General features: G+C 56.7%; 13 protein-coding genes. All 13 read right to left on the reverse strand.

The window, feature by feature from the left end; genetic code table 11:
• Position 1: 1 nt before the first annotated feature.
• Genes rpe through remA form a run of 13 tightly spaced genes read right to left on the reverse strand, consistent with a single transcriptional unit; the run spans position 2 to position 12,909 of the window.
• Complete coding sequence (gene rpe / locus CWI35_RS04385) at positions 2–658, reverse strand: ribulose-phosphate 3-epimerase (RefSeq protein ID WP_068895298.1); 657 nt, start codon at positions 656–658, stop codon at positions 2–4.
• A 2-nt stretch (positions 659–660) separates the two neighbouring features.
• The gene (gene rsgA / locus CWI35_RS04390; protein ID WP_014195416.1) at positions 661–1,542 is read right to left on the reverse strand and encodes a ribosome small subunit-dependent GTPase A; all 882 of its coding nucleotides are present in this window, start codon (positions 1,540–1,542) and stop codon (positions 661–663) included.
• A 4-nt stretch (positions 1,543–1,546) separates the two neighbouring features.
• Complete coding sequence (pknB, locus tag CWI35_RS04395) at positions 1,547–3,517, reverse strand: Stk1 family PASTA domain-containing Ser/Thr kinase (RefSeq protein WP_119878001.1); 1,971 nt, start codon at positions 3,515–3,517, stop codon at positions 1,547–1,549.
• Positions 3,518–3,522: 5 nt separating this feature from the next.
• A complete protein-coding gene (locus tag CWI35_RS04400; protein WP_020278168.1) occupies positions 3,523–4,272 on the reverse strand; it encodes a Stp1/IreP family PP2C-type Ser/Thr phosphatase in 750 nt (249 codons plus the stop codon).
• Positions 4,273–4,277: 5 nt separating this feature from the next.
• A complete protein-coding gene (gene rlmN, locus CWI35_RS04405) occupies positions 4,278–5,375 on the reverse strand; it encodes a dual-specificity RNA methyltransferase RlmN (RefSeq protein WP_020278167.1) in 1,098 nt (365 codons plus the stop codon).
• Between the two features lie 4 nt (positions 5,376–5,379).
• On the reverse strand, positions 5,380–6,714 hold the full coding sequence (gene rsmB / locus CWI35_RS04410) for a 16S rRNA (cytosine(967)-C(5))-methyltransferase RsmB (protein ID WP_011230673.1): 1,335 nt from the start codon (positions 6,712–6,714) through the stop codon (positions 5,380–5,382).
• A complete protein-coding gene (fmt, locus tag CWI35_RS04415; RefSeq protein WP_014195414.1) occupies positions 6,701–7,660 on the reverse strand; it encodes a methionyl-tRNA formyltransferase in 960 nt (319 codons plus the stop codon). The genes rsmB and fmt overlap by 14 nt, the downstream gene beginning before the upstream one ends.
• 6 nt (positions 7,661–7,666) lie before the next feature.
• Positions 7,667–8,140, reverse strand: coding sequence for a peptide deformylase (gene def, locus CWI35_RS04420; RefSeq protein WP_011230671.1), 474 nt, complete (start codon positions 8,138–8,140; stop codon positions 7,667–7,669).
• Positions 8,141–8,156: 16 nt separating this feature from the next.
• On the reverse strand, positions 8,157–10,562 hold the full coding sequence (gene priA, locus CWI35_RS04425; protein ID WP_011230670.1) for a primosomal protein N': 2,406 nt from the start codon (positions 10,560–10,562) through the stop codon (positions 8,157–8,159).
• Positions 10,559–11,764, reverse strand: coding sequence for a bifunctional phosphopantothenoylcysteine decarboxylase/phosphopantothenate--cysteine ligase CoaBC (gene coaBC / locus CWI35_RS04430; RefSeq protein WP_021321693.1), 1,206 nt, complete (start codon positions 11,762–11,764; stop codon positions 10,559–10,561). The genes priA and coaBC overlap by 4 nt, the downstream gene beginning before the upstream one ends.
• 49 nt (positions 11,765–11,813) lie before the next feature.
• On the reverse strand, positions 11,814–12,014 hold the full coding sequence (gene rpoZ / locus CWI35_RS04435) for a DNA-directed RNA polymerase subunit omega (protein ID WP_011230668.1): 201 nt from the start codon (positions 12,012–12,014) through the stop codon (positions 11,814–11,816).
• 2 nt (positions 12,015–12,016) lie between these two features.
• Positions 12,017–12,634 carry a guanylate kinase gene (gene gmk / locus CWI35_RS04440; RefSeq protein WP_011230667.1) on the reverse strand — a complete coding sequence of 206 codons (618 nt, stop codon included), beginning with the start codon at positions 12,632–12,634 and terminating at the stop codon, positions 12,017–12,019.
• 11 nt (positions 12,635–12,645) lie between these two features.
• On the reverse strand, positions 12,646–12,909 hold the full coding sequence (gene remA / locus CWI35_RS04445) for an extracellular matrix/biofilm regulator RemA (RefSeq protein ID WP_011230666.1): 264 nt from the start codon (positions 12,907–12,909) through the stop codon (positions 12,646–12,648).
• Between the last annotated feature and the right edge of the window lie 9 nt (positions 12,910–12,918).

Consider the following 12,918-nt stretch of genomic DNA (forward strand, 5'->3'; position numbering starts at 1 on the left):
GCTAGTTGGCGCACGCTTCGCGAAGCGTGCGAATGGCGGCGGCTCGATCCCGTTCATTGTAGATGGCCGAGCCGGCGACAAGCACGTTCGCCCCGGCTTCCACGCAAAGCGGCGCCGTTTCCGCATTGATGCCGCCGTCGACCTCAATATCGACCTCTTTATTTTGTTCGCTGGCCATCCGGGCGACCTCACGGATTTTTGGCACGACCGCCGGAATGAACGCCTGTCCGCCAAACCCTGGATTGACCGTCATCAACAAGACGAGATCGACATCACCGATCACATGGCGGATCATCTCGACCGGTGTATGCGGATTGAGCACCACCCCGGCTTTGACGCCTTGTTCTTTGATAAAATGAATCGTCCGATGCAAATGCACGCACGCCTCAACATGGACGGAAATCACATCCGCGCCCGCTTTCGCAAACGCCGGAATGTATCGGTCCGGGTCGGCGATCATCAAATGGACGTCAAGCGGCAGCTTCGTCACCGGTCGAATGGCGGCCACGACCGGCGGACCGAACGTCAAATTCGGCACGAAATGCCCGTCCATGATATCGACGTGAATCCAATCCGCCCCGCCTTCCTCGACCGAACGAATCTCCTCAGCCAGGCGGGCGAAATCGGCTGATAAAATCGATGGCGCAATTCGAATCATGTTCAATACCTCGGCTTTCGTTCTTTCATTTCGGCAACAAAACTAACGTAGTGGTCATAGCGGTACGACGGAATCTCCCCGGCCTCGACCGCCTCACGCACAGCGCATTTCGGCTCGGCGATATGAAGGCAGCCGCGGAACTTGCACCCTTCCCCGTACGTTCGGAATTCAGGAAAATAATGCGGCAATTCGTCAAGCTCGATCTGGTCGAACTCAAGTGCACTAAACCCTGGGGTGTCGGCGACAAGCCCACCGGCGACCTCAAGCAGTTCGACATGGCGGGTCGTATGCTTGCCGCGCCCTAAATGGGTGGAAATGTCGCCCGTTTTCAACCGCAAATCCGGACGGAGCGCGTTTAATAGGGACGATTTGCCGACGCCGGACTGCCCGGCGACGACTGAGACGCGGCCGCGAAGGCGCAACGCCAGTTCATCGAGGCCGCCCTTGGTCACTGCTGACGTTTCAATCACGTCGTAGCCGATGCGCCGGTAATCATGCACGTAGCGGGCAATCTCTTCTTTTGATTCGCCATCCAACAAATCGATTTTGCTGATGACAATGATCGGCGTGATGCGTTTCGATTCAACCAAGACAAGAAAGCGGTCGAGCAGCTTGGCGCTGAAGTCCGGGCTTACAGCCGAAAAGACTAAAATCGCCTGTTCGACGTTGGCAATCGGCGGCCGCACAAGCTCATTTTGCCGCTCGCCAATCTCCAAAATATAGCCTTCCGTTTCGCTCGTCGCCTGAAAAACGACGCGGTCGCCGACGAGCGGCGTCACTTTTTTCTTGCGGAACACACCGCGCCCGCGGCATTGGAACACGCGGCCTTCGGACAGGACGTAATAAAATCCGCTTAACGCCTTAATGATTTGCCCTTCCGCCATAGCCTCACCCCTTTTTTCCGTTATTTTCTGGGTACGGGATCGATCCTTCCTCTTTGACGACATTGTTGACAATGACGCGGTAATAAGCGGTCTCCCCATATGGAATTTCAAACTCGACCATCTCGGTCGCTGGCGCCGTCAGCCGGTATGTTTTGTATGGCGTTGACATATTGTGGGTGGCATCTTGGATGTAAAGCTGGGCTTCAACCATTTGCCCCGGCATCGCCGGTTCATATGGGATCATAATCTCTTTCACTACCGTTTTGGACGGCTTCGGCTCCGGCCCGCGGGAAATGACGACTGTGATGGTTTCCCCTTTTTTTACCCGCTCGTTCGCCGCTGGAGTTTGCGAAATGACAAGCCCTTCTGGCACCTCGTCCGAATACTCGTACTTCACGTCAATGCGCAGCCCTTGATCCGCGCCGTAGTCGCGCACGCTTTTTTCCGTATAGCCAGTCAAATCTTTAACGGTGACCTTCTCCGGCCCGAGGCTGACGGTGAACATCACTTCCGTTTCATCAGGCACGACTTCATCACCGGCGTACGGGTATTGATCCAAAATCGTCCCTTCCGGCTTGTCGCTGTAGCGGCCGCTGCGTGTGATGCGGGTAAATCCTTCGGCGCGCAGCTCCTCCTCCGCCGCAGCAATATCATCGCCAATGAAGCTTGGAAATTCGATTTTCTTTTTTCCAATGCTTTTATAAATAATGACGCCGGCACCTTTCTTCACCGTCATGCCGGCTTCTGGATCGGTGCGCACGACTTTTCCTTCTTCGATTTGATCATCTTCTACATCGATCGTATCTTTGATTTCCAAACCGAGCGACGACAGCTGTTCAACAGCGTCATCATAGTTTTTGTTGACCACGTTCGGCATCGTCACTTCTTTTGGAAAAATGAGGTCCGGAATCCATGTGACCGCGCTGATGCCGACAGCTCCAATGAACAGCAAGGCAGCCACAAGCCAGGCAATCCATACCCGTTTCCGCTTCGGTTTCGGTTCGCCCGTCGTATGAACCGGTTCGCTCGTTTTTTCCTCGTACACAAGCGTCTCTTGCTCCAACGCCGCGCTTTCCGCATGTTTGATCATCGGAATGGCTTTCGTCGCTTCCTCATCGTCATCGGGTATGGTAAATTTCGGCTCATTGCGCCGCCTTGGATCCAGCGCTGTCCGAATGTCCTCGTTCATTTCGCGCGCGGATTGGTAGCGGTAAAACGGGTCTTTCGCCGTCGCTTTTAAAATAATGTTTTCCACACTTTGCGGGATGTCCGGATTCCACGCCTTCGGCGACGGCGTTTCCGCCTGCAAGTGCTTCAACACGATCGAAACGGCTGATTCGCCGGAAAACGGCAGCCGACCGGTGACGAGTTCAAACATGACAATGCCGAGTGAATAAATGTCTGATTTTTCAGTAGCGATGCCCCCGCGCGCCTGCTCCGGCGACAAATAATGAACCGAACCGAGCACCGAGTTGGTCTGCGTGATCGTCGTGCCGCTCATCGCCACAGCGATGCCGAAGTCGGTCACTTTCACATTGCCGTGCTCATCAAGCAAAATGTTTTGCGGTTTAATGTCGCGATGGATGATGCCGTTCTCATGGGCATGGGCGATCGCTGATGTCAGCTGGTCCATGATGCCAAGCGCCCGTTCGACCGGAAGCGGAGCGTGCTGCTGGATGTATTGCTTCAGCGTCGCGCCGCGCACATATTCCATGACGATGTAATAGACGCCTTCCTCTTCGCCGACGTCATAAATGGAGACGATATGTTCATGGTTTAAGCTCGTCGCCGCTTGCGCCTCGCGGCGGAACCGTTTGATGAACTGATCATCATTGGCAAAATCAAGGCGGAGCACTTTGACAGCAACATCGCGTTCCAAAATCATATCGCGGGCCAAATACACGTTGGCCATGCCGCCGCCGCCGATGAGGCTGATGATTTTATAGCGGTCATTCAATCGCTTTCCAATGAGCACGCCGATCACCCACCTTCACGTTCCGCTGAAACATCGATGACCGCCAGCGAAATGTTGTCTTCTCCGCCCCGCCCGTTGGCGAGCTGGATAAGCGCCTCCGCCTTCTCTTCCAGCGTGCCGGCACCCGTCAAAATATGTATCATGTCCGCTTCCGGCACTTTATTGGACAACCCGTCCGAACATAACAACAACATGTCGCCCTCGTCGAGCGCCACTGTTTTCACGTCGATTTTCACCGCCGGTTCCGTGCCAAGCGCCCGCAACAGCACGTTTTTGCGCGGATGATGCTCAGCCGCTTCTTTCGAAAGTTGCCCGCTTTTGACGAGCTCATTGACCAACGAATGGTCGTCGGTCAGCTGCTGAATTCCGCTTTTGTTGAGCACGTAGCAGCGGCTGTCGCCGATATGGGCAACCGTCGCAAACGAATTAGCGCAAACGGCGGCGACGACCGTCGTCCCCATTCCTTGACATTCCGGGTGGGAACAGGCATGGCGAAACAGTTGTTCGTTCGCCGCCGCAATTTGCGTCTTGAGCCATTGCTCCGCCTCAGCCGGTGAAGCAAGGCCACTCTCTTTCTCCCATCGCTCCTGCAAATACGCCACCGCCATGGAACTGGCCACATCACCGGCGCGATGGCCGCCCATCCCGTCAGCGACGACCGCTAAATATTGGCCGCTTTGATTGACAAATACGCCGCCGCTGTCTTCGTTATGTTCGCGAATTTGGCCGATGTCAGTTCGGAAAACGGCTCGCATCCGATTCACCTCGTCTCCTCTTTTCGCTCCTTCGCGCGAAGCTGTCCGCAGGCGGCATCGATGTCGTGTCCATGTTCGCGGCGAATGGTGACATTGATTCCATGTTTTTTCAACGCCCGTTCAAAGGCGAAAATTTGGCTGCGCGGCGTGCGCACATAGTTGCGCTCCGGCACGTAGTTAACCGGAATCAAATTCACATGGCATTTCAGCCCTTTAATCAGCTCGGCCAACTGCTCGGCGTGCTCAAGCTGGTCGTTCACCCCGCCGAACAATCCGTATTCAAACGTCACGCGCCGGCCGGTTTTTTCAATGTAATACCGAACCGCCTCCATCAACTTGGGCAGCGGGTACGCTTTATTGATCGGCATGAGTTTCGTCCGCAGCTCATTCGTCGGTGCATGCAACGAAATGGCGAAGTTGACTTGCATTCCTTCATCGGCAAATTGGTAAATTTTTGGGATGATGCCGCTGGTGGAAACGGTGATATGGCGGGCGCCAATGTTCAACCCTTTTGGGTGATTGACGATGCGCAAAAACTTGATGAGCGCATCGTAGTTGTCGAACGGCTCGCCGATGCCCATGACGACGATGCTGCTGACGCGTTCATTCGTGTCATCGAGCGCCTTTTGCACTTGCACGACTTGGGCGACGATCTCGCCCGCCTCTAAATGACGCTTCAGTCCGCCGAGCGTCGAAGCGCAAAACGTGCAGCCGATGCGGCAGCCGACTTGCGTCGTGACGCACACCGAATTGCCGTAGTTATGACGCATGAGCACCGTCTCGATCGAATAGCCGTCATGGAGCTCAAACAAAAATTTGATCGTTCCGTCTTTAGACGTTTGTTTGACCACGGTTTTCAACGTCGTGATCGAAAACGATGACGCTAGCTGTTCGCGCAGCCGCTTCGGCAAATTCGTCATGTCGGCAAAATCGGTGACACGGTTTTGATACAGCCACTCGTAAATTTGCGTGGCCCGAAACGGCTTTTCGCCTTGAGCGACAAGCCATTCCTTCAATTCGTCTAGCGTGAGCGAATAAATCGATGGCAACGGAGGCTGCGTTTCGCCGACAGAGCGGCGGGCAGCCGGACGAACCATTTCCATGCTTTTACACCTTCTTTCGCAGTCGGGCGATAAAAAACCCGTCAGAGTCAAAATGATGCGGCAAAAGCTGCAACATGCCGCCTTTCACATGCGGCCGCACCGGTTCCGGCATCCGTTCGGCAAGGCTGGCGTCGAGGAAAAAGTCCGGATGATCCGCTAAAAAGCGGGCGATGGCTTCTTCATTTTCCTCGCGCTCCACCGTGCATGTGCTGTAGACAAGCGTACCGCCTTTTTTCAAAAGCGGGGCGGCCGCCCGCAAAATGGCTTGCTGAATCTCGACAAGCGCGGCGATGGCGTCTTTCCCTTTCGTATATTTGATCTCCGGTTTGCGGCGAATGACGCCGAATCCAGTGCACGGCGCATCGACCAAAACGCGGTCAAACGATTCCGGGGCAAACCGCTCGCCGAGCCGGCGGCTGTCAAGGGCGAGCGTCGCAACGTTGTCAAGCCCGAGCCGCTTGGCCTGCTGTTCGATCATCATTACCTTACGTTCGTGGATATCAACAGCAACGACCTCGCCGCGCCCGTCCATCCGCTCGGCGATATGGGTCGTTTTCCCGCCCGGCGCCGCGCAGCAGTCAAGCACCCGCTCGCCGGGGGCTGGGTCGAGCGCTCGAGCGACAAGCATTGAGCTTTCATCTTGAATCGTCAGCCAACCGGCGCGAAACGTCTCCGTATGAGCCAAATTCCCTTTTTCCGCCCGGATGGCCTCCGGAGCGACATGGCCAGGGATTGCCTGCATCCCTTCAGCGCGCAGCCGCTCAAGCGCTTCTTCGACAGTCGCACGCAGCCGGTTGACGCGGGCCGTTGATTGCGGCGGGCGCAAATTCGTCTCGCACATGCGCGCCGCTTCTTCATAACCATATTGCTGGATCCAGCGCCGAACGAGCCACTCGGGATGGCTGGTGGCAAGGGCGAGCCGCTTGCCCGCGTCATCAACCGCCTCGATCGACGGCAGCCCCTCGCGGCCGATGGCCCGCAATACGCCGTTGACAAGTGAAGCAATGCCGCGATGGCCGCGCCGTTTGGCGATTTCAACCGCTTCAAAGACGGCGGCGCGGTCGGGAACACGATCCAAATACACCATTTGATACAGCGTCAACCGAAGAAGCACGCGCACCCACGGCTCAAGCCGGCGCGCCTTGCGCAAAAACGGCGCCAAATAATAATCGAGCGTGTCGCGCCGTTGCACCGTGCCGTAGACAATCTCGGTCAACAGCGCCGCATCGCGCCCGTCAAGGCGTCCTTTTTGAATGGCTTCGTTTAATTGCAAATGACTGTACGCTCCTTTTTGTTCAATGGCTAACAGCGTATCTAAAGCAAGTTCACGTACGTTCATGATCCTCTCCTAGCTTCATGCCGACCGCCAGCCGGCTGCCGGCGCCGCGCAAAAATTCGCCCGCCGCCATCCGTTTTTTTCCGGCCGGCTGCAATTCGGTGATGCGAATGGCTGTCTCATTGCCGGTGGCCACGACAATGCCGTTTTCCTCGAGCGCCAAAATCGTGCCCGGCGGCGCCGAACGGGGCGCCGGCACTTTTTCACCCCACCAAACCTTCCAAATGTGCCCATCCTGCGTTGTATACGTGACCGGCCACGGATGGAAGGCGCGAATATGGTTGTAAATGGCTTCGCCGGGCTGCGTCCAATCGATCCGCTCCTGCTCGCGGCGAATGTTCGGCGCATACGTCGCTTTCTCCTCATCTTGCGGAACGGGCGCAATGTTTCCTTCCAATAAAAGTGGAAGCGTTTCTGATAGTAGTTTAGCCCCGGCGGCGCTCAATTTATCATGGAGCGTGCCGACCGTATCCGTTTCGGCAATCGGCACTTCGACTTGCGCTAACATGTCGCCGGCGTCCAACCGCTCCACCATATACATGATCGTGACGCCCGTTTTCGTTTTCCCTTGCCAAATGGCGTAATGGATCGGCGCCCCGCCGCGCAGCTCGGGCAGAAGCGAGGCATGGACGTTGATGCAGCCGTATTTTGGTGCATCAAGCAGCGCTTTCGGCAAAATTTGCCCGAACGCAGCCGTGACAATCAAATCGGGCGCAAACGCCAGCACTTGTTCGTATTGCTCCGGCTCGCGAATTTTTGTCGGCTGCAGCACCGGGATGCCGCGGCGCTCCGCTTCCACTTTCACCGGGGGCGGAACGGGCTCGCGCTTCCGCCCTTTTGGCTTATCCGGCTGGGTGACGACCGCTGCAACATGATAACCGTCATCAAGCAGCTGGCGCAAAATCGGCACGGCAAAGTCAGGTGTTCCCATAAACACAATGTTCGTCATTGGCATCTATCCTTCCAATTCTTCAAGATCGCAATATCGAATCACTTTCGACGTAAACAGCACGCCGTGCAAATGGTCGATTTCATGCTGCAGGGCGCGCGCCAAAAAACCGGTCGCGGAAAGCGTAAACGGGCGGCCGCGCCGGTTTTGCGCCCGCACTTTCACAAATTTCGCGCGCGGCACTTCGCCAAACAAACCAGGAAAGCTCAAACAGCCTTCAACATCCACTTGTTCGCCGCGCGCCTCGATCACGACCGGGTTGATGAGCTCAATGCGTCCGTGCTCATCTCCGACATCAACGACCGCAACCTGTTCCGCGACGCCGATTTGCGGGGCAGCTAGGCCCACCCCGTCAGCGGCAAGCATCGTTTCATACATATCGTCAAGCAGCCGCCCGAGCCGACGGTCAAATATCGTCACCGGCGCGCACGGCTGTTCCAAAATTGGATTTGGATGCATCACAATCGACAAAACGGCCAATGTCATTCCTCCATCTTCACATCATCATATACGGATTCGTGTCGACCGTAATCGTCACTCCGCCATGGGCGGCATCGGCTTGGTAGCGGTCGATGACCGCCTTGAGCGCCGCGGTCAAATTCGGCTCCCGTTTGTATTTTATCATGCATTGGTAGCGATATCTATCGTGAAGACGGGCGATTGGCGAGGCAACCGGGCCGAGAACGACCGCTTCGTGCGACAGATGCTTGCGCAAATAGGCGGCGATCTTTTCCGCCGCTTTGGCCGCAGCCGGCGCCTCTTCGTGGGCGGCGGTAATGAGCGTCAAATAATAGTACGGCGGATAGCCGTGCGCTTTGCGCAGCGCCATCTCCCGCTGGTAAAAGGCGCGGTAGTCGTGGCGGGCGGCCAGTTCAATGCTGTAGTGGTCAGGCGTATACGTCTGAATGATGACTTCGCCGGGCAGCTCGTGCCGCCCGGCGCGCCCGCTCACTTGCGTCAACAGCTGGAACGTTTTTTCCGCGGCGCGGAAATCGGGCAAATGAAGCATCGTGTCGGCCGCCAGCACACCAACAAGCGTGACGTTCGGAAAATCAAGTCCTTTGGCGATCATTTGCGTGCCGAGCAAAATATCGGCTTCCTTGGCGGCAAAACGGGAAAGCAGCTCTTCATGCGCCCCTTTGCGGCCGGTCGTGTCGACATCCATGCGGATGACGCGCGCTTTCGGCAGCAACCTCGTCAGTTCTTCTTCCACTTTTTGCGTGCCAGTGCCAAAAAAGCGGATGTGTTCGCTTCCGCACGATGGACAGCGAGGGACAAGCGGCTCTTCATGCCCGCAATAATGGCATTTCATCCGCTCGCCGGCGCGATGGTACGTCAACGAAATGTCGCAGTGCGGACAGCGGATGACATAGCCGCAGCTGCGGCACATGACAAACGTCGAATAACCGCGTCGATTCAACAGCAACACTGCCTGCTCGCCGCGCTCAAGCCGGCGGCGCAATTCGTCAAGCAACCGGCGTGAAAACATCGAACGGTTGCCGCTTCGCAGCTCCTCGCGCATATCGACGACATGAACGTCCGGCAGGCCGCGGTCGCTGATGCGCTCCGGCAGCTCGAGCAGCTCGTACACCCCTTTGGCGGCGCGGGCGAACGTCTCAAGCGAGGGGGTGGCGCTGCCAAGCACGACCGGGCAGCTGTGGCGGCGAGCGCGGTAAATGGCGACATCGCGCGCATGATAGCGCGGCATTTCTTCTTGCTTGTAGCTCGTCTCATGCTCCTCATCGATGATGATCATCCCTAAGTTTTCAAATGGGGCAAACACCGCCGAACGCGCACCGACGACAAGCTGCACTTCTTTCCGGTGAATTTTCCGCCATTCGTCATATTTTTCGCCGACCGACAGCCCGCTGTGAAGCACCGCTACTTTCGAGCCGAACCGGCTTTTGAAGCGCTCGACCATTTGCGGCGTCAGCGAAATTTCCGGCACGAGAACGATCGCTTCCTTTCCTTGGCGCAACGCTTCATCAATCGCCTGCATATACACTTCCGTCTTCCCGCTGCCGGTGACGCCATACAGCAAAAACGTGCGATGCTCCCCAGCGCGCACCGAAGCGGCGATCTTCGCCAACGCCGCCTCTTGCGCCTGGGTGAGCGCCGGCGGCTCGCTCGGCTGAAACGTGCGATGCTCGTACGGGTCGCGGTACACCTCGACATCGTTCAGCACCACAAATCCTTTGTCGACGAGCGCTTTCAGCGGCGCTGAGGAGACGCCAAGCACCGCTTGCAGTTCGGCAACCGACGCCGCCTTCCCTTTTTCAAGCAAAAATGAAAGCACCTCTTTTTGTCTTGCCGGCAGCGACCCGAGCTCCTGTTTCGCCTGTTCCGATGGAATGGCAAGAGCGGCGTGCTTCACCGTTTTCTTGCCCGCTTTTTCTTTCACCTTGTAGACCGCCTCGAGCACGCCCTGCTGCACCGCTTTTTGCGCCGCCCGCCATAAACCGGCCGCCTCAACCTCTTTCCAAGCGGCTTCCGTCCGCCCGGCAAACAGCGGCTTTACCTCATCCGGCAACCTCTCTCTCTTCTCTTCATCTGTCAAACGGAGCGTTTTTTCATATTTCGCCCGCATCGCTGCCGGCAGCATCGCCTGGTACGCCGAAATGGCAAAACAAAGCGTCGTTTCCGTTAAATAGCGGCCAAGATCAAGCAGCTCTTCGTTTAACACCGGCACGACATCAAGCACATGCTCAATCGGTTTCAGTTGTTTGATGTCGGAATGGTCTTTCACATCAACGACAAACCCTTGCAAACGCCGCGCCCCAAACGGCACCGTCACCCGCATGCCCGGCTGGATGATGCCTTGCCAGCGTTCCGGAATCAAATAATCAAACGGGCGGTCCGTCTGCCGGGACGGGACATCGACAATCACGGATGCTACTTTCATCGAATCGCCTCGATATACGCGTGAATTTCTTTTAAAATTTCCTCGGCCGCCTCGCGTTTCGTCATGAGCGGCAGCGGCCGAACGACGCCGTCGCGGCGGAAGATGGTGACGATGTTCGTATCGCCGGCAAACCCTGCCCCTTCTTCGGTGACATTGTTGGCGACGACCATATCAAGCCGCTTTTCTTCAAGCTTTTTTAACGCATACTGTTCAAGGTTGTCCGTCTCAGCGGCAAATCCAACTAAAATCTGTCCCGTTTTCCGCTCACCAAGCGCTTTCAAGATGTCCACCGTCCGCTCCATCTCCACCACATAATCACCCGGTTGCTTTTTGATTTTGGACGCCGCCACATATTTCGGCCGATAATCGGCGACCGCCGCCGCCTTGATCACGATGTCCGTTTCCGCAAACCGAGCCATCACCGCTTCATACATCTCTTCCGCCGATTCAACCGCCACCGTCTCGACGCCATCGGGCGAAGAAAGCGCCGTCGGTCCGGAGACAAGCGTCACCGAAGCGCCGAAGCGGGCCGCCGCTTCGGCGATGGCGTAGCCCATTTTGCCGCTCGAATAGTTGGAGAAATAGCGGACTGGATCAAGCCTCTCCCGCGTCGGCCCAGCGGTGACAAGCACACGCTTCCCGCGAAACAGCGGCGGATCACCGGCAAAAAAGCGCTCGATATGGGCGATGATGTTCTCCGGCTCCTCCAGCCGCCCTTTGCCGATGTAGCCGCACGCCAAATAGCCTTCCGACGGCTCGATGAACCGGTAGCCGAATTGGCAGAGCCGCTCAATGTTCGCCTGGACGGCCGGATGCTCGTACATATGGACGTTCATCGCCGGAGCAATCCAGACGGGCGCTTTCGTCGCCAAAATCGTCGTCGTCACCATATTGTCGGCGATGCCGGCGGCCAGCTTCGCCATCGTATTGGCCGTCGCCGGTGCGACCAAAACGAGATCAGCCCAGTCCGCCAAATCGATATGGGCGATGACGGCCGGGTTGTTTTCGGCAAACGTATCGACATACACTTCCTGGCGCGACAAAGCTTGAAACGTGAGCGGTGTAATGAACTGGCACGCCCCTTCTGTCATGATCACTTTTACTTCAGCGCCGCGCTGGGTCAACTGGCTGGTGAGCGCCGCCGCCTTGTACGCCGCCACCCCCCCGGTCACACAAAGCAAAATATGTTTTCCCTTGATCATGTTGGCCACCCCCCGACATTGAAAAAAATAACAACCTAAAGCTAGGTTGTTATTTTTCCTCCTCCACTAATTCGACCTTGTCACCAGCGATTTCCTCGAGCGCCTGGCCGACAAATTTTTTCGACACCGGCTTTTTCACCATCAACTCCGCACCGTCCTGCAGCTCGCGCGCCCGTTTGGCCACCACCGTGACGAGCTTGTATTTCGAATCGACTTTTTGCATCAGCAAATCGATGGAAGGATACAGCATCGTCATTCCACCCCCAACATCCGTTTATATCGCTCGGCGACGCGTTCGCGCCGGCAATGTTCGGCGATGACGATCGCCTTGATCCGCTCGCAGGCGAGCTCCACTTCATCATTTTCCACGACATAGTCGTACTCGTCCATCATTTCAAGCTCCTCTTTCGCCGCCCGCAGCCGATTTTCAATCAGCTCTTTCGACTCGGTGCCGCGTCCCATGATCCGCTTTTCAAGCTCCGTGAGGCTTGGCGGAGCAAGGAAAATGAAGAGCGCCTCTGGAAACGCCCGCCGTACTTTCATCGCTCCCTGCACTTCGATCTCTAAAAACACATCTTTCCCTTCGGCAAGCGTCTTCTCCACGTAGTCGATCGGCGTGCCATAGTAGTTGCCGACGTATTCCGCCCACTCGAGCAGCTTGTTTTCCCGAATCATTTGTTCAAACTGCTCGCGCGTGCGGAAGAAGTAGTCGACGCCTTCCACTTCGCCTTCGCGCGGCTTGCGCGTCGTGACCGACACCGAATAATGAAGATTGATGTCCGGCTGCGAAAACAGCGCCTTGCGCACCGTTCCTTTGCCAACGCCAGACGGACCCGACATGACGATCAACAACCCACGTTCGTTCTTCAACGCCCAAAACCCTACCCTTCCTCGGAGAAATCGTCGCTTCCATATAAGCGGTTCGCCACCGTTTCCGGCTGCACGGACGACAAAATGACGTGATCGCTGTCCATAATGATGACGGCGCGCGTCCTCCGCCCGTGCGTCGCGTCAACAAGCTTGCCGCTTTCGCGCGCATCTTGAATGATTCGTTTGATCGGCGCCGAATCAGGGCTGACAATCGTAATGATGCGGGCGGCTGACACCATGTTTCCGTACCCGATATTGATAAATTTCATCATCATGACACGCCC

The sequence above is a fragment of the [Bacillus] caldolyticus genome (genome assembly GCF_003595605.1).
GTDB classification, from domain to species: domain Bacteria; phylum Bacillota; class Bacilli; order Bacillales; family Anoxybacillaceae; genus Geobacillus; species Geobacillus thermoleovorans.